Here is a 22,804-nt window from a genome sequence, read left to right on the forward strand (position 1 = left end):
GCGGGCGGGCGAGCGGGGGCTTCATGCCCCCCGAGGCCGCCCGCTCCCGGCGCGGACCTGCTATTCAGTGCGCGTGGCCCTGCGCGTGCGGATCGCGCCCCGAGGCGATGGCGAGGTGGTGCGGCTGGTGATGCGCGCCCGTCGCCATCAGCCCCTGCAGGCCGAGCCCGCGGATCATCGCCTCGGCCCCCTCGGGCCCGGTGACCGAGAGGGTCAGCACGCCCTCTTCCATCGCGATCCCAGCCGACACGCCCAGCTCCGCCTCGACCATCGGCATGTGCGCCGGGATCATCCGCCAGGCCGCGGCGCCGCCCGGCTCGTCCCGGTGGATGGTGAAGCGGGCGCCGCCGGGGATCGGCTCGGCGCGGGGCAGAAGCTCGGTCATCAGGGCGTCCATGTCGCGCAGGTGGGCGGCGAGGGCGGGGATGTCGACGCGGCGCCAGTCGGTGTCGGGATCGGCCTGGAGCAGGGCCACGATCTCGGCGATGGCGGCGAAGGCGCCCTGCCCGACCTCGAAGGGCAGCGCGCCCTCGGGCCGCCAGTCGTCGCCCTCGCCGTGGCCGCCGTGATCCATGCCGCCCCCGGCCATGCCGCCCGCATGGGCGCCATCGCCATGCATGCCCCCGGCGTGCGCGCCGTGGTGCATTCCCTCGCCGTGGCCGCCGTGCTGCATGCCCTCGACATGCTTCATGCCCGCGCCATGGCCGTCATGCGCCATGCCCTCGGCCAGGCCCGGCAGGGGCGCGGCGAGGATCGAGAGCGCGATGGCGGAAAACACAACGCCCCGGGGGGCGCGGGGGCGGCGTCTCATGGCTCTCTCCCGGTCAGGTCCGGGCGCAGCCTATCACGCCCCCTGCCGGGAACGCACGCCGCCGCGGGCCGCTCAGCGCCGCAGCGCCAACGCCCAGCAGGCCAGCAGCGCGAGAGAGATGATCCCGTTCCAGCTCGCCATCGACAGGCCCAGCAGCTCCCACGCCACCTCGTCGCAGCGCACGACGGGGGCGGCGAGGATCTCGGCCAGCAGGTCGTCGGCCGAGAGCCCGTTCCCCTGCCCGACCGAGCATTCGGTGATCCCTTCCCACCACTTGCGCTCGACGCCCGTGTGCAGCAGCGCCAGCCCGGCCGAGACCGCCATCGCCAGCGCCCCGAGCGCCGCGGCGGGGCGCAGCAGGGACGGGACCGCCAGCGCGGCGATGCCGAGGGCGATAGCGGCGGCGTGCGGCCAGCGCTGCCAGATGCACATCTCGCAGGGCGCGAGGCCCATGACGTGCTGGAAGAAGAACGCCCCGGCCAGCAGGCCGAGCGAGCCGCCGGCGGCGAGCTGCACGAGGATGTGGGGCGCGAGGCGCATGGGCGGCTCCTTGGCAGGCGTCAGGCTTGAACGGGCCTGGGCCCGAACGGGGTCAGAGCAGGAAGCGCGCCGCGGCGAACCCGCCGATCAGCAGCGCGATGGCGACGGTGGCGACGAGGCCGAAGCGGCGCTCGATGAAGTCGCGGATCGGGGCGCCGAACTTCCACAGCAGGGCGGCGACGATGAAGAAGCGCAGCCCCCGCGCCAGCACCGAGGTCGCCATGAAGGTCCAGAAATCGAGGCCGGTGACACCTGAAAAGATCGTGATGACCTTGTAGGGGAACGGCGTGACCCCGGCGATCAGCACCGCCCAGAAGCCCTGGTCGTTATAGGCGATGGCCAGCTCGTCGAACTTGCCGTCCTTGCCGTAGAATTCCAGCACCGGGCGGCCGATGCTGTCGAAGAACTCGGCCCCGATCCACCAGCCGAAGGCGCCCCCCGCGACCGAGGCGGCGGTGCAGACCGCGGCGATCAGCCAGGCCCGGGTGGGGGCGGCGATGATCATCGGGATCAGCATCACGTCCGGCGGGATCGGGAAGACCGAGCTTTCGATGAAGGCCACCGCGGCGAGGGTGAACAGCGCCCAGGGCTTCTCGGCCTGGTCGATCACCCAGTCATAGGTTCGGCGCAGCATGGGGGTCTCCGGCGCGGCTTCCGGCGCGGATGCTGCGCCGCGTCAGGTGATAACGCGGGGAAATGGACGAGGAAAGGCGCGTCGGGTCGCGGCCCGCCCCGGTAAACCCCGCCGCCCCGGTAAACGCCGTCTTCACCCTTCCCCGCCACCCTTGCGCCCGGGCCCGGTCCGGGACCGCGACGCGGCCCGGGACCCGGGCCGAGGGGAGGGACGCGGATGCCGACGATCGCCGTCTACGACTGGACCGTGGTGAGCCATAACGGAACCCTCACCCAGTCGCAGCTCGAGACCGACACCCACGCCAACGACCCCGCCGCGGCGGGCTATGACGCCGGCCGCTCCAGCTGGGTGAACATCACCTACACCTATACCGGCGCCCCGGCGACGCCGATCCAGATCACCGACGACGATTCGAGCTTCGACGACGCGGGCAATGACGCCGGCGTGCAGCAGGTCCTCGCCGCCGACGCCACCGTCAACGGCGTCACCTACGCCGCCGGAACCCCCGTCTACAACTCGTTCTCCCTGCTCCAGAGCGGCTGGATCGAGGTGTTCGTGCTGCGCATCGGCACGGTCAATGTCGGCTTCGTGCCCGCCGACGGCCTGCCCGCGCCCTGGGCCGGGGCGACCTACACCCCCACCCAGAGCCGCGACGGCGACCCGGTCTACAGCTTCGACGGGACCAGCAACTCCACCCCCTATGCCAGCGTCACCTGCTTCGCCGCGGACGTGCTGATCGCCGCCCCGAACGGCCCCTGTCCCGCGGGCGCGCTGCGGGCGGGGCGGCCGGTGCTGACCCTGGACGGCGGCCCGCGCAGGCTCCTCTGGGTCGGGCGGCGGGCGCTGGTCTTCGACGGGCCGGAGGACCGCCGCCGCCCGATCCGGTTCGAGGCCGGGGCGCTGGGGCCGGGGAGGCCGGCGCGGGCGATGCTGCTCTCGCCCCAGCACCGGCTGCTGCTGCGCGGGGGCATGGAGGATCGCGGCGCGGGCGGACATGGCGGGGACGCCCCCGAAGCGCTCGGCCCCGCGGTGGGGTTCCTGGGCCTGCCCGGCGTGTCGCGGGACCGGCGGCTGGGGGCGGTGACCTATGTCTCGCTGCTGCTGGCGCGGCACGAGGTGCTGATCGCGGAAGGGACGGCGTGCGAGAGCTTCCATCCCGGCCCGGTGGCGATGCGCAAGATGGCGGCGCGGGAGCGGGCGGAGATCCTGGCCCTGCGGCCCGACCTGGGACCCGACGGCGCGGACCCGGCGCAGGCCGCGCGCCCGCTGCTGTCGCGGCGCGAGACGGCGGAGCGGCTTGCGGCGGGGCGAAGCCCATGGTGCCCGGAGTGGGACTCGAACCCACATGGCCTTTCGGCCGGCGGATTTTGAATCCGCTGCGTCTACCAGTTCCGCCATCCGGGCGGGCGCGGCGACTATACGGGGCGCGCGGCGCCCGTCAACGCATCCCGCACCGCCCCGCCCCCGAAATCATCGCCCCCGCCACCCGGGCGCGCCCCCGAAAGCGCCCCGCAAGCCCCCGCAAAACGACCCCGGCCCGCCCCGCCGGGCGCCCATCGCGCCGCCGCCCCTTGCATCCGCCGCCGCACGGGCGTATATCCGCCGTCACATAGCGGCGATCCAGCCCCATCGGGCAGGGTCGACCGGACCGGGAGGGCGGGCCGCTAAGGCCCGCCTTTCGTGTTTTTCACGCCCCGCCATCGCAAGAGGGAATCGCCCGTGACCGACCTGGTCGCCAAGACCGCCATCGACCGCCGCCTGGCCGAGATCATCCAGCCCACCGTCGAGGGCATGGGCTTCGGCCTCGTGCGCGTCCGCCTCATGGCCGGCGCCAAGGACCACAAGACGGTGCAGGTCATGGCCGAGCGTCCCGACGGCTCCATGGGCGTCGACGACTGCGCCGAACTCAGCCGCGCCCTCTCGGCCGTCCTCGATGTCGAGGACCCGATCGAGAGCGCCTACAGCCTCGAGATCTCGTCGCCCGGCATCGACCGGCCGCTGACGACCCCCGAGGCGTTCGAGCGCTGGGCCGGCTGGAACGCGAAGATCGAGACCGCCGAGGCGATCGAGGGCCGCCGCCGCTTCAAGGGCGTGCTGGAAGGCTTCGAGGACGGCGAGGTGCTGCTGCGCATCCAGGAAGGGATCATCGGGCTGTCGATGGACCTGATCTCGGAAGCCAAGCTGATCCTGACGGATGAGCTGATCGCCGAGTCGCTCAAGGGCCGGGCCCCGGTTCCGGGCGCCCAGGGCGGCGAATTCGACGCGACCGCCTTCGACGCGGTCGAGGAAGACGACGAGGCCGCCGACGACGCGGACGGCGAGGATGGCGGCGACGCCGAGGACGACGGCGACCGCGCGGATGACGCGCCGGTCCGCCGGCACTGAGACGAGAGTACGGAGAGCGGACCATGGTCAGCGCCAACAGACTGGAGCTTCTTCAGATCGCCGACGCCGTCGCGCGCGAGAAGCTGATCGAGCCCGAGCTGGTGATCGAAGCGATGGAGGACAGCCTCGCCAAGGCCGCCCGTTCCCGCTTCGGCGCGGAATACGACATCCGCTGCAACATCGACCGCAAGACGGGCGAGCTGCACATGTCCCGCGCCCGCGAGGTGGTCGAGGAGGTGGAGAATCACTTCACCGAGATGAGCCTGCGCGACGCCCAGGCCCTGAACCCCGACGCCGAGCTGGGCGACGTGATGAGCGAGCCGGTGCCGACGCTGGAATTCGGGCGCATCGCCGCCCAGACCGCCAAGCAGGTCATCGTGCAGAAGGTCCGCGAGGCCGAGCGCGAGCGCCAGTACGACGAGTTCAAGGACCGCATCGGCCAGATCATCAACGGCTCGGTCAAGCGCGTGGAATACGGCAACGTGGTGGTCGATATCGGCCGCGGCGAGGGCATGCTGCGCCGCGACCAGCTGATCCCGCGCGAGATGTTCCGCACCGGCGACCGCATCCGCGCCTTCGTCAAGGACGTGCGCCGCGAGCAGCGCGGGCCGCAGATCTTCCTGAGCCGCACCGCGCCGGAATTCATGGCCGAGCTGTTCAAGATGGAAGTGCCGGAGATCTACGACGGCGTCATCGAGATCAAGGGCGTGGCCCGCGATCCCGGCTCGCGCGCCAAGATCGCCGTCATCTCCTATGACGGCGCCATCGACCCGGTCGGCGCCTGCGTCGGCATGCGCGGCTCCCGCGTCCAGGCCGTGGTGCAGGAGCTGGGCGGCGAGAAGATCGACATCATCCCGTGGAACGAGGACGCGGCGACCTTCATCGTCAACGCGCTGCAGCCCGCGGAAGTCGCCAAGGTCGTCATGGACGAGGACGCCCGCCGCATCGAGGTCGTGGTGCCGGACGAGCAGCTCTCGCTCGCCATCGGCCGCCGCGGCCAGAACGTGCGCCTCGCCTCGCAGCTGACCGGCTGGGACATCGACATCCTGACCGAGGAAGAGGAATCCGCCCGCCGCCAGGCCGAGTTCGCCGAGCGTTCGAAGATGTTCATGGACACCATGAATGTCGACGAGATGGTCGCGCAGCTGCTGGTGTCGGAAGGCTTCACCACCCTCGAGGAAGTCGCCTATGTCGAGGCCGACGAGCTGATGGCCATCGACGGCGTCGACGGGGACATCGCCGAGGACCTTCAGGCCCGCGCCCGCGAATCGCTCGACGAGATGAACGCCAAGGCGCTGGAGGAGGCGAAGGCCCTCGGGGCCGAGGCCGACCTGATCGAGTTCGAGGGCCTGACCCCGCAGATGATCCTGGCCCTGGCCAAGGACGGCGTGCTGACCCTCCACGATTTCGCCACCTGCGCGGACTGGGAGCTGGCCGGCGGCTGGACCCAGCTCGAGGGCAAGCGGATCAAGGAAGACGGCCTGCTCGAGGCCTTCGACATGTCCCTGGACGAGGCCCAGAGCCTGATCATGACCGCCCGCGTCATCGTCGGCCTGGTCGATCCGTCCGAGGTGGTGTTCGAGGGCGAAGAGGAAGAGGGCTATCTCGAGGGCGAAGAGGGCGAGGACCGCGAAGAGGCGTATGCCGACGGCGGCGCCCTGGCCGACGAGGTGTTCGGAACCTCCGCCGCCCCGGCCGACGACGACGCGGCCGATGCGCTCGCCGATCTCGGCGAGGCCGCGGCCGAAGAGGATGATTCCGACGCGGAAGAGACCCCGCGCGGCTGACCGGTTTCCGGGCCCCCGCAAGGGGTCCCGGACGCCGCCCCGCCCCCGGCTTTTCGGGGCGGATGACGAATGGACGGCGTGGACGGACGGCACATGGCCCGAGGCGGACGGACGAAGGACAGGGACGAGCCCGAGCGGCGCTGCATCGTCAGCGGCGAGAGCGGTCCCACCGAACCGATGATCCGCTTCGTGCTGTCGCCCGACGGCGTCGTCACCCCCGACCTGGCGGAGAAGCTGCCGGGACGGGGGATCTGGGTGACCGCTTCGCGCGAGGCGCTGGAGACTGCGGCGAAGAAACGCCTCTTCTCCCGCGCCGCCAGGGCGCAGGCGGTGGTTCCCGAGGATCTGGTTGATCTGACGGAGCGCCTGCTGACCCGGCGGGCGGTGGACGCGGTGGCGATGGCCCGCAAGGCGGGACTTGCAGTCACCGGGTTCGAAAAGGTAAAGGCCCGGCTGAAACAGGGCCCCGTGGGCGCGCTCGTCGCCGCCTCGGACGGCTCGGACCAGGGCCAGGCAAGGCTCAGAGGCCTCGCTGGGGACGCAACGATCATCCGTTGCCTCACAAGCGAGGAATTGGGTTTGGCTTTCGGCCGGGAATTTGTGATACACGCCGCTCTGGACGAAGGCGGCGCGACCCGGCGCGTGTTGCGCGAGGTGAACCGGCTCTCCGGTTTCAGGCCTTGTGCGGCGGATGACGCGCGGAATGATGCGGACCCCGAAGGGATCGGGGTGAGGAACGGTATATGAGCGATACGGACGGCGACAACAAATCCGGCGGAAACCAGCGCGGCGGCCGAGGCGGCGGCGGCGGGGGTCCGACCCGGGTGCGCCAGAGCTTCAGTCACGGCCGCACCAAGACGGTGGTGGTCGAACAGAAGCGTCGGCGCGTCGCGACGCCGAAACCCGCGGCGGCCGCCCCTGCGGCGCGCCCCGCCGAGGGCGAGCGCCGCGAAGAGGCGGCCCAGGCGCCGCAGCGCCGCGCCCCCAAGGGCAAGGTGCTGAGCCCGGTTTCCCGCGAGGAAGCCGAGCGCCGCGCGCGCCTGATCGCGGCCCAGAAGGCCGCGGACGCGGCGGCCGAGAAGGCCGCGGCCGAGAAATCGCGCGCCGAGGCGGCCGAGGGCGACGCCCCCGCAGCCGCCGCGCCGGAGGCCCCCGCGGCCCCCGCGCCCGAGGCTGCGCCGGCCCCCGCGGCCGAGTCGGCCCCTGAAAAGGCGCCCGAACCCAAGGTCGAGGCGAAGCCCGAGCCCGCCCCGGCGGCGCCCGCCGCCCCGGCTGCGCCCGGGCCCAGGATCATCGCCCGCGCCGCGGACGTGAAGAAGGCGAAGGCCGAGGCCGAGGCGGCGAAGCCCGCCCCCGCCCCCGCCGCCGAGAAACCCGCCCGTCCCGCGCGCGCCGAGAAACCGGCCGCGGGCGGCCGCGGCGCGCCCGCCGGGCGCGGCGCTGCGGGCGGCCGCGGCCGCGCCGCCGCCGCGGGCGGCGCCAACCAGAACCTGAGCCGCGAGGAAGTCGAGCGCCGCAAGCGCGCGCTCGAGCTGGCCAAGCGGTCCGAGGGCGCCCGCCGCGCCCGCGAGGAGGCCGAGGCCAAGGCCCGCGCCGACGAGCTGGAGCGCCTGCGCACCGAGAAGGAAGAGCGCGAGCGCAAGGAGAAGGAGGCGCAGATCCGCCGCGAGCGCGAGGAGGCCGAAGCGGCCCAGCGCGCCGAGGAGGAGAAGCGCAAGAAGGCCGCCGAGGCCGCGCGTGAGAAGCGTGCGCGTCCCGCCGCCTCCCCGCGCTCCGACGCCGCCGACCCGACCCTCGCCCCGCCCGAGCCGGGCGCGGGCGACGACCGCGCCGCGCGCCGCCGTCCCGCGGCGGCCCCGGCCGCCGACGACCGCAAGCCGCGCACCGGCCGCAACGATCGCGGCCCGGGCGGCGGCGGCGGCCGGCGCACCGGCAAGCTGACCATCTCGCGCGCCACCTCCGGCGACGAGGGCGGCCGCCAGCGGTCCATGGCCTCCATGCGCCGCCGTGCGGAGCGTGACCGGCGCAAGTCGGGCGGCAACCAGGAGCCGCGAGAGAAGGTGACGCGCGACGTGAACGTGCCCGACGCGATCACGGTGCAGGAGCTCGCCAACCGCATGGCCGAGCGCGCCGCCGAGGTGGTGAAGGCCCTGTTCAAGAGCGGCATGATGGTCACCATCAACGACACGCTCGACTCCGAAACCGCCGAGCTGGTGGTCGAGGAGTTCGGCCACCGCGTCGTGCGCGTCTCCGAATCGGATGTCGAGAACGTCATCGAGACCACCGAGGACAAGCCCGAGGACCTCAAGCCCCGCGCCCCGGTGGTGACGATCATGGGCCACGTGGACCACGGCAAGACCTCGGTCCTCGACGCCCTGCGCAAGGCCAACGTCGTCGCCGGCGAGGCGGGCGGGATCACCCAGCATATCGGCGCCTACCAGGTGAAGACCGAGGGCGGCGCGCTGGTGACCTTCCTCGACACTCCCGGCCACGCCGCCTTCACCTCGATGCGCGCCCGCGGCGCGCAGGTGACGGACGTCGTCGTGCTGGTCGTGGCCGCCGACGATTCGGTGATGCCGCAGACGATCGAGGCGATCCACCACGCGAAAGCGGCGAACGTGCCGATGATCGTGGCGATCAACAAGTGCGACAAGCCGGCCGCCGACCCGAACAAGGTCCGCACCGAGCTGCTGCAGCACGAGGTGATCGTGGAGGAGATGTCGGGCGACGTGCTCGACGTCGAGGTGTCGGCCAAGACCGGCCAGGGCCTCGATCTTCTGCTCGAGAACATCGCGATGCAGGCGGAGCTGCTGGAGCTTAAGGCCAACCCCGACCGCGCCGCCGAGGGCGCCGTGATCGAGGCGAAGCTGGATGTCGGCCGCGGCCCCGTGGCCACCGTGCTGGTGCAGCGCGGCACCCTCAAGCGCGGCGACATCTTCGTCGTGGGCGAGCAGTGGGGCCGCGTGCGCGCGCTGGTCAACGACCAGGGCGAGCGCGTGGAAGAAGCGGGCCCGTCGGTTCCGGTCGAGGTTCTCGGCCTGCAGGGCACGCCCGAGGCCGGCGACGTTCTGAACGTCGTCGAGAGCGAGGGCCGCGCCCGCGAGATCGCCGAGTACCGCCAGCGCAAGGCCAAGGAAAAGCAGGCCGCCGCGGGGTCCCGGACCACGCTCGACCAGCTGCTGGCCCAGGCCAAGGCGGACGAGAACGTGTCCGAGCTGCCGATCGTCGTGAAGGCGGACGTGCAGGGCTCGAACGAGGCGATCGTCCAGGCGATGGAGAAGATCGGCAACGACGAGGTGCGGGTCCGCGTGCTCCACTCCGGCGTCGGCGCGATCACCGAATCGGACGTCACGCTGGCCGAGGCCTCCAAGGCCCCGATCATCGGCTTCAACGTCCGCGCCAACGCCCCGGCCCGCGAATCGGCCAACCAGAAGGGCGTGGAGATCCGGTACTACTCGGTGATCTACGACCTGGTGGACGACGTGAAGTCGGCGGCCGCCGGCCTGCTGAGCCCCGAGGTCCGCGAAACCTTCATCGGCTACGCGAAGATCAAGGAGGTCTTCAAGGTCACCGGCGTCGGCAAGGTCGCGGGCTGCGAGGTCTCCGACGGCGTGGCGCGCCGTGCCGCGGGCGTCCGCCTGCTGCGCGACGACGTCGTGATCCACGAGGGCAAGCTCAAGACGCTCAAGCGCTTCAAGGACGAGGTGTCCGAGGTGCGCATGGGCCAGGAATGCGGCATGGCCTTCGAGAACTACGACGACATCCGCCCCGGCGACGTCATCGAGATCTTCACCACCGAGGAGATCGAGCGCACGCTCTGATCCGCCCGGACGGCGAAACGATCACGCGGGCCGCCCGGCGACGGGCGGCCCGTTCCCATTCACTCCCAGGGAACGACCGAGATGGGCAAGAACAAGTTCGGCGGCGCCTCCGGCCCGTCCCAGCGCCAGTTGAAAGTGGGCGAGGAGATCCGGCGCGCGCTTTCCGGCGCGCTGCTGCGCGGCGACATCCATGACGACACGCTTGCGCGCCTGTCGATCACCGTGTCCGAGGTGCGCGTGTCGCCCGACCTGCGCAACGCCACCGCCTTCGTGCTGCCGCTCGGCGGCTTCGAGGCGGAGGAGGCTCTCGCCGCCCTCAAGCGCAACAAGGGCGAGCTGCGCCGCGCCATCGCGAAGGAGGTGCGGCTGAAGTATTCACCGGATCTTAGCTTCATTCGCGATGATGCGTATGACCGGATGGACGAAGCGCGGCGCCTGCTGAATTCCGACGTGGTGCGCGCCGATGTCGAAGGCCGGGACGGGAGCGACGGGGCGTCCTCGCCCGAGGGGACGAAAGACGACTGACGACGGCCGTGCGGATGCGCGGGCCGGGGGCGCGCCCCCCTGCCCTGCGCCGCGGGTCGTCGGCTGAGCCCGGAGGCCCGACCGCATGACCCATTCCGCCCGCCCCGCGCCCCCGTTCGACGCCGGGCTCCGCCCCTCGCCGTTGCAGGAGGCGCTCGGCTCCGACGCCGTCCGCATGGCCGCCGCGACGCCCGAGGCGTCGGAGATGCAGGTCCCCGGCCTCGCCGCCATCGCCGCCGCGCTGCGGGGCCTGCGCGGCGAGGCCCCGGCCCCCGCCGCCGCCCCGCCCGAGGGGCCGCCCCCCGCGCAGGACCGGCGCGCCAGCGCCGCCGACCTGCCGCGCGACCTGCCCGCGCTGCTGCTGACCGCCCGCCGCGCGCCGGTCTACGCGCTGCCGATCGCCAAGTGCGGCTGCACCTGGCTCAAGAACCTGCTGTGGCTGCTGGACAACCCGCGCCCGCATCCGCACCCGCTCGACATCCACCGCACCCAGGACCGGGACCTGTTGCGCGCGGTCCATGTCACGCCGCTCCAGGTCGCGGCCTCGCCCTACGGCTTCGTGCTGGTGCGCGACCCGGCGGACCGGCTGCTGTCGCTCTATTTCGACAAGGTGCATTCGGACCGCGCCTTCCCCTGGCTGCGCGAGCGGCTCGGGGCCCGCGGCGCGCCGGTCCACGCGGACCCGGACGACGTCGAGGCGCATGGCGCGGTGTTCGACGCGCTGATCGAGGAGGCGGCGGCCTCGATCGCCAGGGCCCCCGGCGCGATGAAGCTGAACCCGCACTGGCGCCCGCAGGCGGCGCGGCTGCACCGGGCGCGGGCGCTGCGGCTGCTGCGCATCCCGGTGCCGGCGGCGGAGAAGATGGTGGGCGACCTGCTGGAACCCGCGATCCCCGAGATCCGCGAGATCCTCGCCCGGGTGCCGGTGCGCAACGCCGCGCCGCGCCCGGCGCCGCGCGACGCGGTGCTGACCCCCGCCCGCCGCGCCGCCATCGACGCCATTTACCCGCGCGACCGCGAATTGTATGACCACGCGCTCGAAGCGGCGCGGACGAGGTTCGGCGTCGCCTGACATTGGCGGAGGCATGAGATGGCGCGGCGCAAGAAGGGCGACCCGGTCGACGGGTGGCTGCTGGTGGACAAACCGCTCCACGTCACCTCGACCCAGGTCGTCGCCAAGGCCCGCTGGGGGCTGAAGGCGCAGAAGGCGGGGCATTCGGGCACGCTCGACCCGCTTGCCACCGGCGTGGTCGCCGTCGCCCTGGGCGAGGCGACCAAGACCGTGCCTTACGTCACCGACGCGCTGAAGGCGTATCGCTTCACCGTGCGCTGGGGCGGGCGGACCTCGACCGACGACCTGGAGGGCGAGGTGGTGGAGACGTCGGACCTGCGCCCGACCGGGGACGAGATCCGCGCCGCCCTGCCCCGCTTCACCGGCGAGATCGAGCAGGTCCCCCCCGCCTATTCCGCGATCAAGGTCGACGGCAGGCGGGCCTATGACCTCGCCCGCGCGGGCGAGGCGGTGGCGCTGAAATCCCGCCCCCTCTGGGTCGAGAAGCTGGAGCTGCTGGACATGCCGGACGCCGACCATGCCGCATTCGAGCTGGTCTGCGGCAAGGGCGGCTACGTGCGCTCCATCGCGCGGGACCTCGGGGACGCGCTCGGCTGCCTCGGGCATGTCACCGCGCTGCGGCGAATCTGGTCGGGGCCGTTCGAGCTGTCGGACTGCCTGAGCTGGGAGGAGCTGGAGACCCTGCGCGAATCGCGGGACCCGAAAGCGCGGCTTCTGCCGGTCGCCGCGGGGCTGCATGACCTGCAGGAGCACCGGGTCGACGCGGACGCGGCGGCGCGCCTGCGGCAGGGGCGGGACGTGGCCGCGACGGCGGCGGGCGCGGGGGACGATCCGCGCGATGAAACGGCCGAAGGGGCGGATGAGGACGCGGTCTGGGCCTCTCACGACGGGGAACCGGTCGCCATCGGCACGCTGCGCGCCGGGCGCATCCATCCGGTGCGCGTGTTTCCGGCCCGGACCGCGCCGGATCATTCGTAAAGGAACCGTGCAGAATCCGCTGCACCGCGGCGCCCTCTCGTTGACTTTCGCGGAACGCCAGAGTCATACTGCACAGGCATTGAGCCCAATTTTGGGGAAAGGACACTCTATGACCTTTTACAGGACTGCCATCTTTGGGGTGGTTGGCGGCCTCCTGATCGCGGGAACGTCTGCGGCGAGTCCGATCGTCGGCTATGGCGTGCCGAACGATGCGATTCTGAACGGGACCGTCGTCGATTTCGAATCGGTGGCGACGGATGTTTTTCCGACGTCCTTCCCGGCCAGCACGAACCCGGGCGATCCGCCGGGGTCCAATCCGAACTACATCGACCCGCGCGTGGGCGCGCGCACGTCCCAGACCATCGGCGACCTGACCATTTCCGGTTCGGACACGCTGAACGGCGGGGCCGCCTCGGCGCTGTACTTCACGCCTGAAGTCACGCTGGTGAAAGCCTACAACCCGGTCGACCCGACGGACTTCACCTTCGTCGACTACACCGGCCCCGAGGACTTCAACGTCTCGGGCGTCTCGATGCAGAACTGGGCCAAGCGCGTCGTCAACCAGGCGACGGGCGAGTACCAGGACTTCCAGCCGAATTACACCAACGAGTTCCGGTTCGATTTCGCGACCACCATGAACACGTTCGGGTTCAACTTCGGCGCGAACGACGCGAACTGGATCCTGCGCGCCTACGACTCGGACGACAACCTGCTCGAGGAGCTGGAGATCGGCTACGTGGCGATCGGCGAGGTGTCCGACGGCCAGTTCTACGGCATCTACGCCGAGAACATGGCCTACGTGACCCTGACCGACACCTTCGTGAACGCGATCGGCGCCGGCGGCGTCTGCGACACCGGCGTCGAGATCTGCGGCGACTGGGTGATGATCGACAACATCACCTACGGCAATGACGGCCTGCGCGGCGCGGTCGTCCCGGTCCCGGCCGCGATGCCGCTGATGCTGGCGGGCCTCGCCGGGTTCGCGGTGGCGAGCCGCCGCAAGCGCGCCTGATCGGGCCGCGCCAGCGCTGAAACGGACCACGCCGCGCCCCGACCCCGGGCGCGGCGTTTTCCTTTGCCGAAGAACCGCCCGCCGGGGCGGTTTTTGCTTTTCATCCCCCCCGATCCCGTGCATATGACGCCTTCGCGCCCTGCGACCGTGCTGGACGACATCCCGGCCCGGCCGCGCTGCGCGCGCGCCCTGGCGGCGCGTCTTCAACACCCAAGCCGAAGGAGGCCCCCGATGTCGATCACTGCCGAACGCAAGGAAGCGCTCATCAAAGAGCACGCGACCAAAGACGGCGACACCGGTTCCCCCGAAGTGCAGATCGCGATCCTGACCGAGCGGATCACGAACCTGACCGAGCACTTCAAGAGCCACAAGAAGGACAACCACAGCCGCCGCGGGCTGCTGAAGATGGTCGCCCAGCGCCGCAAGCTGCTGGATTACGTCAAGGCCCGCGACGAGGCCCGGTACAAGACCATCATCACCAAGCTCGGCATCCGCCGCTGATCCGTCCCGCGGGGGCGCGTCCGACACCGGACGCGCCCCCGCCCACGTTTCGGGGGGCCGCTGACGCCCCCCGGCCGCGCCGGGCCCAGCCCGCCGCACACCCGGGGGTCCGCCCCCGCCGCGCCCCGCCCCCGAGGGGCGGCGCGCCGACCAGGCCGGCTCCCGCCCCGAAAGGGCGCCCGGCCGCACGACCGCAGCGTTTCCTCCCCCCGGCCCCGGGGTTGAAGCCAAGGCGATACGCATCAGGGGCCCGTCTCCGGCGAGAGACGCGACACGCGGCCGAGGCCAGGGGGCCCGTCCGTGCCGAAAGGGAAAACGCATGTTCGACATCGTCAAGAAATCCATCCAGTGGGGCGGCCGCGAGCTGACGCTGGAAACGGGCCGCGTCGCCCGCCAGGCCGACGGCGCCGTCATCGCCACCTATGGCGAGACCTCGGTGCTGGCCGCCGTGACCTTCCAGAAGGCCCCCAAGCCGGGCCTCGACTTCTTCCCGCTCACCGTCCACTATCAGGAGAAGTACTACGCCGCGGGCAAGATCCCCGGCGGCTTCTTCAAGCGTGAGGCGCGCCCGACCGAAAAAGAGACGCTGACCTCGCGCCTCATCGACCGGCCGATCCGCCCGCTCTTCGTCAAGGGCTTCCAGAACGAGACCCAGGTGGTCTGCACCGTTCTGTCCCATGACCTCGAGAACGATCCCGACATCGTCGCCATGGTCGCCGCCTCGGCCGCGCTGACCATCTCCGGCGCGCCGTTCCTCGGCCCGATCGGCGCCGCGCGCGTGGGCTACGTGGACGGCGAATACGTCCTGAACCCCGACGTCGCCGACATGCAGAAGCTCTGCGAGAACCCCGAGCAGAAGCTGAACCTCGTCGTCGCCGGCACCAAGGACGCGGTGATGATGGTGGAATCGGAGGCCTATGAGCTCTCCGAGGAAGAGATGCTCGGCGCCGTCACCTTCGGCCACGCCCAGATGCAGCCGGTGATCGACATGATCATCGGTCTCGCGGAAGAGGCGGCGAAGGAGCCGTTCGAGTTCGACGTTCCGGACAACTCGGCCCTCTACGCCGCCGTCAAGGAAGCGGGCGTCGAGCAGATGCGCGCCGCCTTCGCGATCCGCGACAAGCTGGAGCGCCAGGCCGCCGTGGCCGCCGCGCGCGACGCCATCGCCGCCGCCCTGACGGAGGAGCAGCGCGAGGACGAGAAGGCCCTGAAGTCCTGCTTCAAGGCGCTGGAGTCCGAAGTGCTGCGCGGCGACGTGATCGCCACCGGCAAGCGCATCGACGGCCGCGACCTCGCGACCGTGCGCCCGATCGTGTCGGAAGTGTCGGTCCTGCCGCGCACCCACGGCTCGTCCCTGTTCACCCGCGGCGAGACCCAGGGCCTGGTGGTCACCACCCTCGGCACCGGCGATGACGAGCAGATCATCGACGCGCTCGAAGGCGAATGGCGCGAGCGGTTCCTGCTGCACTACAACTTCCCGCCCTACTCGGTCGGCGAAGCGGGCCGCATGGGCCCTCCGGGACGCCGCGAAGTGGGCCACGGCAAGCTGGCGTGGCGCGCGCTGCAGGCCGTCCTGCCCGCCGCCACCGACTTCCCCTACACCATCCGCCTGGTGTCCGAGATCACCGAGTCCAACGGCTCGTCCTCCATGGCCACCGTCTGCGGCTCCTCGCTGGCGATGATGGATGCGGGCGTGCCGCTGAAGGCCCCGGTGGCCGGCGTCGCCATGGGCCTGATCCTGCAGGATGACGGCCAGTTCGCGGTCCTGACCGACATCCTGGGCGACGAGGATCACCTCGGCGACATGGACTTCAAGGTCGCGGGCACCGAGGCGGGCGTCACCTCGCTGCAGATGGACATCAAGGTCGCGGGCATCACCCCCGAGATCATGAAGCAGGCTCTGGCCCAGGCCAAGGACGGCCGTCTGCACATCCTGGGCGAGATGGCCAAGGCGCTGACCGCCGGCCGCCAGGAATTCTCGGCCCATGCCCCGCGCATCGAGACCATGCAGATCAACCCCGACAAGATCCGCGAAGTGATCGGCTCGGGCGGCAAGGTCATCCGCGGCATCGTCGAGGAGTCGGGCGCCAAGGTCGACATCAACGACGACGGCCTGATCAAGCTGGCCTCGCCGGACGCGGCCTGCATCGAGAAGGCGCGCGAGCTGATCAACTCGATCGTGGCCGAGCCCGAGCAGGGCAAGGTCTACACCGGCAAGGTCGTGAAGATCATGGACTTCGGCGCCTTCGTGAACTTCTTCGGCAAGCGCGACGGCCTCGTCCACGTCTCCCAGATGACCAACGAGCGCGGCGCCAACCCGCGCGACCTGGTCAAGGAAGGCCAGGAAGTGAAGGTCAAGCTGCTGGGCTTCGACGATCGCGGCAAGGTGCGCCTGTCGATGAAGGTCGTGGACCAGGCCACCGGCCAGGAAATCGCCTGATCCACGCCCGGATCGCGATGATGAAGGGGCCCCGGCGACGCCGGGGCCCTTTTGCGTTTCGGGGGCCGCGGCGCTCTCACGCGCTCGTGCAGGCGCGCGCACTTGCGCCGATGCGCGCGCGCGGCCTATCAGCGGCGCTTCCCCCGCGCGCCGAGAGGAGCCCGCCGTGACGACCGTTCAACCCGTGCTGCACATGATGTGCGGCAAGATCGCCGCCGGGAAATCCACCCTCTGCGCCCGCCTCGCCGCCGATGGCGCGGTGGTGATCGCCGAGGATGACTGGCTCGCCGCCCTTCATGCCGGAGAGCTGACAAGCGTCGCCGACTACGTGCGCCGCTCCGCCCGCCTGCGCGCCGCGATGGGGCCGCATGTCGTGGCGCTGCTGCGGGCGGGGGTGAGCGTGGCGCTCGACTTCCCCGCCAACACGCCGCGGACCCGGGCCTGGATGCGCGGCATCGTGGACGAGGCGGGCTGCGCCCACGCGCTGCATGTCCTCGACGTGCCGGACGAGGTCTGCCTCGCCCGCCTGCGCGCCCGCAACGCCGCCGGGGACCACGCCTTCGCCGCGACCGAGGCGCAGTTCCACGAGATCACCCGCCATTTCACCCCCCCGGCCGCCGAGGAAGGCTTCAACACCATCCGCCACGCCCCGGACGGCGCCTGACGGCCCGAGGTTGACCGCCCCGCCCCCGCGCCCGCAGGCTTGGGGGCGTGCGCAGCGACTTCCCGGAGGCCCCCATGTCCGACGACGCCGACCTCGCCCTCTCCCGCCGCCTCGCCCCGCCCGTCCACGCCGTCTGGGCGGCCTGGTCCTCGGCCGGGGCGGTGTCGCGCTGGTTCGCCCCGCGCCCCTGGCGGGCCGAGGTGACGGCGCTGGAGCTGCATCCCGGCGGCGCCTTCGTGACCGTGCTCCACGGCCCCGGGGGCGAGCGGCAGGAGAACGCGGGCTGCATCCTCGAGGCCGCGCCCTGCTCGCGCCTCGTGTTCACCACCGCGCTCGGCCCCGGCTTCCGCCCCGCCGCGCCGGCGCTGCCGATGACCGCCGAGATCGCGATGACCGCCGACGGTCCGGGCACGCTCTATGCCGTGCGGGTGCTGCACGCCTCGGCCGCCGATCGGGACCGCCACGCGGCGATGGGGTTCGAAGAGGGCTGGGGCGCGGCCGTCGACCAGCTCGAGGAGGTCGCCGCCGGGTTCCTCTGACCCCGCCGCCGCGCGCTGCATCCGCACATTTCTTCGCATGTGCACAGTTTACGCAGGCAGCCTTATCGGTTAGCCTTCCGGTCGCGGGCGAGTCCCGTTTCCACGCCATTTCAACCCTTCGGGAGCCTTCCCATGTCCGTCCCGTCGGCCACGGGCCGCCTCCGCCTTCCCGCCCTTCCCAAGACGCCGGTCGAGCAGGGCATCTTCTTCGCGGTGGTCGCGGTGGTGATCTTCGCCGCGCAGGACGGCATCTCGAAGCACCTCGCCAGCGAATACCCCCCGATCTGGATCGTGACCCTGCGCTACTGGGCCTTCGCGGTGTTCGTGCTGGCGCTGTCGGCGCGGCGCACCGGCGGGGTGCGGGCGGTGGCGAAGACGCAACACCCCTGGCTGCAGATCGCCCGCGGGGCGCTGCTGGCCTTCCAGGTGGTGCTGGCGATCACCGCCTTCGCCCGGTTCGGGTTGGCGCATACCCACGCGATCATGGCCGCCGCGCCGCTGCTGGTCGCCGCCCTCTCGGTCCCCGTGCTGGGAGAACCCGTGGGCTGGCGGCGCTGGCTGGCGATCACCGCGGGGTTCTGCGGCATCCTGATGATCCTGCGCCCGGGGATGATCGAGCTGGACCACAACGTGTTCTGGGCCATCGGCGGCGGCATCGGCATCGGCGTCTACGGCCTGCTGACCCGCCTTGCGGGCCGCTATGACGGGGCGGAGACGAGCTTCTTCTACACCGGCGTCGCGGGCGCGGCGGCGATCACCCTGGTGGGGGTGTGGCAGGCGACCATGCTCACGCCCTCGGACTGGGCCTGGATGGCGCTCCTGTGCGTCACCGGCATGTCGGGGCACTACTTCCTGATCCGCGCGTTCGAGCTCGCCTCGGCCGTGGTGGTGCAGCCGATCACCTACCTGCAGCTGGTGCTGGTCAGCATGATCGGCATCCTGCTGTTCGGGGAAAGCGTCGACGCCTGGACCGTGATCGGCGCGGTGGTGGTGGTGGCCGCGGGGCTGTTCAACGCCTGGCGCGAGCGGCTGGCCCGCAAGCGCGCCGAGAAGGCGGCCGAGGCCGCCGCGGGCTGAGCCGCCGCCCACGCACGCCCTGCCCCTGCCTTCGCCCCCCCGGCCCCGCCCCCCCCCGCGCCCGGCCCGCCGCGGCGCGCGCGTCGCCCCCGGGCGACGCCGGGCCGAGGGGGCTCGACGCCCCCGAGGGACGCACGCCCCCCCCCGGCCCCCCCCCCCCCCCCCCCCCCCCCGCGCCCACCGCCCCCGCAAACGAAAACCGGCGGCCCCGAGGGGCCGCCGGTCTTTGCATCTCTCGTCCGTCCCGCGCCTGCGGGCGCGGCGCCGCCGTCAGCGCGCGCGGCGCGTCCGGTTGGCCGCCACCGCGCCCAGTGCCGCCAGGCCGCCCAGCAGCAGCGGGGCCGCGGCCGGCACCGGGATCGTGGTCGGCGTCGGGTTGTCCTCGGCGATCAGGGTCGCGTACTGCACGCCCGCCAGCTCCACCAGCCATTCCTCGGCGCGGTTGTAGCCGGTGTTCGCGTCATAGGCGACCACGTCGCAGAAGAAGCCGGTGGTGCAGCGCGTGTTGAAATCGCGCGGCGACTGGGTGGTGTAGTTCGGGTTGGTGTAGGTCCCGCCGTCATAGCGGTAGTCGCCCTGGGGGCCGCCGCCTTCGCTGACGTTGTAGTACTGGGACAGCACCAGCGTGTAGACGCCCGCGTCCAGGGTCTGGCGGATCTCCGGGTCCTGGTAGCGCGCATAGGCGAAACCGAGCGATTCGGAATAGGCCGTCGGCACCGACAGGTAGGTCAGCACGCCGCCGGTCGAGGGGCGGTAGGCGGTGTTGTCGTTGGAATAGATCACGTTCCCGGCGGAATCGAACAGCGTCAGCATGCCGTCGAAATTGCCGGCGCCGATGGCCGCGGTGGTCGACCCGGCCACGCCGTTCAGCTCGTCCGCGGTGAAGGACCCGCCGCCATAGCCCCAGTTGCGCAGCTCCACGTCGGCGCCGCCGACGCCCACGCCGAACTCGATCACGACCTTGTCGTTATCGTCGCCGAAGGCGCCGCTGAACCCGGCCGTGATGGCCTGGGCCGAGGTCGAGGCCCCAAAAAGGATCGCGGCTGCGGCGCACAGGCGCGCTGCGGTCGAATTCGTCATGCGTTTCACCACCCAAAAATCCCGCGCAAAATCGTTCGGCCGGCGCGCCATCCCACAGGCGCATGGCCGGGCCCGAACGCGCGACGCGGGCCCACACGCGGAAACTCTTACTAGATTCTTAGCTGTCTGTCGAGCCGCTGCGCCGCAGCACGCCCCCGGCGCCCTCCCCATGAACCCACGGAGAACGCGGCGAAAATCCGCCCTTCACAGTTGCGGCGGCCGAGGGGCCGCCGCGCTGCATCGCATCAAAGGTTCTCGGGGCGCCGCATCCCGAGGGCGTGGTAGCCGCCATCGACGAAGATCACCTCGCCCGTGGTCGAGGCCCCGTAATCCGAGCACAGCCAGGCCGCGGTCCCGCCCACGTGGTCGAGATCGGCGTTCTTCTGCATCGGCGCGTTCTGCTCGGTCTCCTTGTAGACCTTGCGCGCGCCGCCGATGGCCGAGCCGGCGAGGGTCCGCATCGGCCCCGGCGACACCGCGTTGACGCGGATCCCGTCGGGCCCGAGATCGTTGGCGAGATAGCGCACCGACGCTTCGAGCGCGGCCTTGGCCACGCCCATGACGTTGTAGTTCGGCGTCACCTTCTGCGCCCCGAGATAGGTCATCGTCAGGATCGAGCCGCCATCGGTCATCAGCGGCGCCGCGCGCCGCGCCAGGTCGATGAAGGAGTAGCAGGAGATGTCGAGCGACTTGAGGAAGTTGGCCCGGGAGGTGTTGGTGAAGCGCCCGGTCAGCTCCGACTTGTCGGAATAGGCGATGGCGTGGACCAGGAAGTCCAGCTTGCCCCATTTCTCCTCGATCCGCGCGAACACCGCGTCGAGCGAGGCGTCGTCCTGCACGTCGGCGGGGATCAGCATGTCGCCCGCGCCCACGCTTTCGGCCAGCGGGGCGACCCGCTTGCCGAACTGCTCGCCCTGGTAGGTGAAGGCCAGCTCGGCCCCCTGCGCGGCGAGCACGCGCGCGCAACCCCACGCGATCGACTTGTCGTTCGCGACGCCCATGATGAGGCCGCGTTTGCCCTGAACCAGTCCGGTCATGTCCCCGTCCTCAGCCGTGGTAACGGCTCAGCGCCAGCGTGGCGTTGGTGCCGCCGAAGCCGAAGCTGTTGGAGATGACGGTGTCGAGGCCGGCATTGTCGACCCGCTCCATCGCGATCTCCTCGGGGCGGATCTCCGGGTCCAGCTCGGTGATGTTGGCCGAGGCGGCGATGAAGTCGTTCTGGAGCATCAGCAGGCAGTAGATCGCCTCCTGCACGCCCGTCGCGCCCAGCGAATGGCCGGTCAGCGACTTGGTCGAGGAGATCGGGCAGTGATCCTCGCCGAACACCTCGCGCACCGCCTTCACCTCGGTCACGTCGCCCGCGGGGGTCGAGGTGCCGTGGGCGTTGATGTAGTCGACCTTGCGGTCGCCCAGCGTCGAGGTGGCGAGCTGCATGCAGCGCACCGCGCCTTCGCCCGAGGGCGCGACCATGTCATGCCCGTCCGAGGTGGCGCCGTAGCCGGTGACCTCGGCGTAGATCTTCGCGCCGCGGGCCTTGGCGTGCTCGAGCTCCTCGAGCACCACCACGCCCGCGCCGCCGGCGATCACGAACCCGTCGCGGGTCGCGTCGAAGGCGCGCGAGGCGGTGGTCGGGCTGTCATTGTACTTCGAGGACATCGCGCCCATCGCGTCGAAGAGGCAGGACAGGGTCCAGTCCAGCTCCTCGCCGCCGCCGGCGAAGACGATGTCCTGCTTGCCGAACTGGATCTGCTCCACGCCGTTGCCGATGCAGTGGGCCGAGGTCGAGCAGGCCGAGGTGATGGAGTAGTTCACGCCCTTGATCTTGAAGGGCGTCGCGAGGCAGGCCGAGTTGGTCGAGGACATGCCGCGGGTGACCATGAACGGCCCCATCCGCTTGGGCGAGCCCTTCTCGACCACGATCTTGTGCGCCTGGAACAGCTGCTTGGTGGACGGGCCGCCCGAGCCCATGACGATGCCGGTGCGCGGGTTGGAGACGTCTTTCTCCTCCAGCCCCGAGTCGGCGATCGCCTGCTCCATCGCGATGAAGTTGTAGGCCGCGCCGTCGCCCATGAAGCGCATGTTGCGCTTGTCGATCACCGCCGACGGATCGATGTCCGGCATGCCGTGGATCTGGGAGCGGAAGCCGTGCTCCTTGTAGTCGCCCGCAAAGGAGATGCCGGACTTGCCCTCGCGCAGCGAGGCGAGCACTTCATTGGCGTTGGTGCCGATCGAGGACACGATGCCGAAGCCGGTGATGACGACGCGACGCATTGGGACGCCTCCGTTTGTCTTCAGGTGCAGCCGTGGGGCCCGTTCACTCCTGGAACAGGCCCACGCGCATGTCGGTGGTGGTGTAGGCGAGCTTGTCGTCGACGAACATCTTGCCGTCGGCCACGCCCATCTTCAGGCGCCGGTCGATGACGCGTTTGACGTCCACCTCGTAGCGGATCAGCTTGTTGGCGGGGGTCACCATCTCGGTGAACTTCACCTCGCCCACGCCGAGCGCGCGGCCCTTGCCCTGCATCCCGAGCCAGCCGAGGAAGAACCCGGTCAGCTGCCACAGCGCGTCGACCCCGAGGCACCCGGGCATCACCGGGTCGCCGATGAAGTGGCAGTCGAAGAACCAGTTCTCCGGCTTCACGTCATATTCGGCGACCACCTGGCCCTTGCCGTGGGCGCCGCCCTCGGCCGAGATGTGGGTGATGCGGTTCATCATCAGCATCGGCGGGGCGGGCAGCTGGGCGTTGCCCGGCCCGAAAAGCTCGCCCCGGGCGCACTGCATGAGCCCCTCGAAGTCGTACGCGTTCTGTCGTTCGGTCATGGGTCTCCCCGACCGGTCGTCTGTCCCGCTGGGAAACGGGGCCTGGGCCGCCGGCGCTGTCAGGTTGCAAATCGGCCTCTCCCTATCACCCGCCCGCGCGCGGGCGCAAGCGCCGGG

General features: G+C 71.3%; 20 protein-coding genes, 1 tRNA gene and 1 pseudogene. 14 read left to right on the top strand and 8 right to left on the bottom strand.

The window, feature by feature from the left end; translation table 11 throughout:
• Window positions 1-64: 64 nt before the first annotated feature.
• From ACQ5SO_RS06660 to ACQ5SO_RS06670, 3 genes are all read right to left on the bottom strand, one after another.
• A complete protein-coding gene (locus ACQ5SO_RS06660) occupies window positions 65-811 on the bottom strand; it encodes a hypothetical protein (RefSeq protein ID WP_430940805.1) in 747 nt (248 codons plus the stop codon).
• A gap of 72 nt (window positions 812-883) precedes the next feature.
• Window positions 884-1,351, bottom strand: a complete 468-nt coding sequence (locus ACQ5SO_RS06665) for a disulfide bond formation protein B (RefSeq protein WP_430940806.1) — start codon at window positions 1,349-1,351, stop codon at window positions 884-886.
• A 52-nt stretch (window positions 1,352-1,403) separates the two neighbouring features.
• Window positions 1,404-1,985 carry a YqaA family protein gene (locus ACQ5SO_RS06670; protein ID WP_430940807.1) on the bottom strand — a complete coding sequence of 194 codons (582 nt, stop codon included), beginning with the start codon at window positions 1,983-1,985 and terminating at the stop codon, window positions 1,404-1,406.
• 216 nt (window positions 1,986-2,201) lie between these two features.
• On the opposite strand from ACQ5SO_RS06670, the pseudogene ACQ5SO_RS06675 reads away from it, so the two are divergent.
• Window positions 2,202-3,134 (top strand): annotated as a pseudogene (locus ACQ5SO_RS06675) (Hint domain-containing protein); the annotation flags it as partial.
• A gap of 168 nt (window positions 3,135-3,302) precedes the next feature.
• Here the strand turns inward: ACQ5SO_RS06675 and ACQ5SO_RS06680 are convergent.
• Window positions 3,303-3,389, bottom strand: a tRNA-Leu gene (locus ACQ5SO_RS06680).
• Between the two features lie 315 nt (window positions 3,390-3,704).
• On the opposite strand from ACQ5SO_RS06680, the gene rimP reads away from it, so the two are divergent.
• The 13 genes from rimP (at window position 3,705) to ACQ5SO_RS06745 (ending at window position 18,786) form a co-directional block, all read left to right on the top strand.
• Window positions 3,705-4,370, top strand: a complete 666-nt coding sequence (gene rimP, locus ACQ5SO_RS06685) for a ribosome maturation factor RimP (protein WP_430940808.1) — start codon at window positions 3,705-3,707, stop codon at window positions 4,368-4,370.
• Between the two features lie 23 nt (window positions 4,371-4,393).
• Complete coding sequence (gene nusA, locus ACQ5SO_RS06690; RefSeq protein ID WP_430940809.1) at window positions 4,394-6,157, top strand: transcription termination factor NusA; 1,764 nt, start codon at window positions 4,394-4,396, stop codon at window positions 6,155-6,157.
• A 69-nt stretch (window positions 6,158-6,226) separates the two neighbouring features.
• The gene (locus ACQ5SO_RS06695; RefSeq protein ID WP_430940810.1) at window positions 6,227-6,904 is read left to right on the top strand and encodes an RNA-binding protein; all 678 of its coding nucleotides are present in this window, start codon (window positions 6,227-6,229) and stop codon (window positions 6,902-6,904) included.
• Window positions 6,901-9,978: a translation initiation factor IF-2 gene (infB, locus tag ACQ5SO_RS06700; protein WP_430940811.1), complete on the top strand. Its 3,078-nt coding sequence runs from the start codon at window positions 6,901-6,903 to the stop codon at window positions 9,976-9,978. Before ACQ5SO_RS06695 ends, infB begins: the two co-directional genes overlap by 4 nt.
• Before the next feature lie 81 nt (window positions 9,979-10,059).
• The gene (rbfA, locus tag ACQ5SO_RS06705) at window positions 10,060-10,503 is read left to right on the top strand and encodes a 30S ribosome-binding factor RbfA (protein WP_430940812.1); all 444 of its coding nucleotides are present in this window, start codon (window positions 10,060-10,062) and stop codon (window positions 10,501-10,503) included.
• Window positions 10,504-10,588: 85 nt separating this feature from the next.
• Window positions 10,589-11,575, top strand: coding sequence for a sulfotransferase family 2 domain-containing protein (locus ACQ5SO_RS06710; protein ID WP_430940813.1), 987 nt, complete (start codon window positions 10,589-10,591; stop codon window positions 11,573-11,575).
• Between the two features lie 18 nt (window positions 11,576-11,593).
• Window positions 11,594-12,553, top strand: coding sequence for a tRNA pseudouridine(55) synthase TruB (gene truB / locus ACQ5SO_RS06715; protein WP_430940814.1), 960 nt, complete (start codon window positions 11,594-11,596; stop codon window positions 12,551-12,553).
• Window positions 12,554-12,692: 139 nt separating this feature from the next.
• Window positions 12,693-13,565 (top strand): VPLPA-CTERM sorting domain-containing protein, encoded by an 873-nt coding sequence (locus ACQ5SO_RS06720; RefSeq protein ID WP_430940815.1) that lies wholly within the window; start codon window positions 12,693-12,695, stop codon window positions 13,563-13,565.
• 231 nt (window positions 13,566-13,796) lie between these two features.
• Entirely contained in the window at window positions 13,797-14,066 is a 270-nt protein-coding gene (gene rpsO, locus ACQ5SO_RS06725; RefSeq protein ID WP_430940816.1) for a 30S ribosomal protein S15, read from the top strand.
• 319 nt (window positions 14,067-14,385) lie between these two features.
• Window positions 14,386-16,506 carry a polyribonucleotide nucleotidyltransferase gene (gene pnp, locus ACQ5SO_RS06730; RefSeq protein WP_430940817.1) on the top strand — a complete coding sequence of 707 codons (2,121 nt, stop codon included), beginning with the start codon at window positions 14,386-14,388 and terminating at the stop codon, window positions 16,504-16,506.
• Window positions 16,507-16,699: 193 nt separating this feature from the next.
• Complete coding sequence (locus ACQ5SO_RS06735) at window positions 16,700-17,170, top strand: AAA family ATPase (protein ID WP_430940889.1); 471 nt, start codon at window positions 16,700-16,702, stop codon at window positions 17,168-17,170.
• A gap of 74 nt (window positions 17,171-17,244) precedes the next feature.
• A complete protein-coding gene (locus ACQ5SO_RS06740; protein ID WP_430940818.1) occupies window positions 17,245-17,709 on the top strand; it encodes an SRPBCC domain-containing protein in 465 nt (154 codons plus the stop codon).
• A 132-nt stretch (window positions 17,710-17,841) separates the two neighbouring features.
• Window positions 17,842-18,786: a DMT family transporter gene (locus tag ACQ5SO_RS06745; RefSeq protein WP_430940819.1), complete on the top strand. Its 945-nt coding sequence runs from the start codon at window positions 17,842-17,844 to the stop codon at window positions 18,784-18,786.
• A gap of 270 nt (window positions 18,787-19,056) precedes the next feature.
• Here ACQ5SO_RS06745 and ACQ5SO_RS06750 read toward each other — a convergent pair whose 3' ends face one another.
• From ACQ5SO_RS06750 to fabA, 4 genes are all read right to left on the bottom strand, one after another.
• The gene (locus ACQ5SO_RS06750) at window positions 19,057-19,866 is read right to left on the bottom strand and encodes a DVUA0089 family protein (RefSeq protein WP_430940820.1); all 810 of its coding nucleotides are present in this window, start codon (window positions 19,864-19,866) and stop codon (window positions 19,057-19,059) included.
• A gap of 245 nt (window positions 19,867-20,111) precedes the next feature.
• Window positions 20,112-20,903 (bottom strand): enoyl-ACP reductase FabI, encoded by a 792-nt coding sequence (locus ACQ5SO_RS06755; RefSeq protein ID WP_430940821.1) that lies wholly within the window; start codon window positions 20,901-20,903, stop codon window positions 20,112-20,114.
• 10 nt (window positions 20,904-20,913) lie between these two features.
• A complete protein-coding gene (gene fabB / locus ACQ5SO_RS06760; protein ID WP_430940822.1) occupies window positions 20,914-22,137 on the bottom strand; it encodes a beta-ketoacyl-ACP synthase I in 1,224 nt (407 codons plus the stop codon).
• Window positions 22,138-22,180: 43 nt separating this feature from the next.
• The gene (gene fabA / locus ACQ5SO_RS06765; RefSeq protein WP_430940823.1) at window positions 22,181-22,687 is read right to left on the bottom strand and encodes a bifunctional 3-hydroxydecanoyl-ACP dehydratase/trans-2-decenoyl-ACP isomerase; all 507 of its coding nucleotides are present in this window, start codon (window positions 22,685-22,687) and stop codon (window positions 22,181-22,183) included.
• Window positions 22,688-22,804: the final 117 nt, after the last annotated feature.

The sequence above is a fragment of the Rhodovulum sp. DZ06 genome (assembly GCF_050586345.1).
GTDB lineage: Bacteria > Pseudomonadota > Alphaproteobacteria > Rhodobacterales > Rhodobacteraceae > JBOCEF01.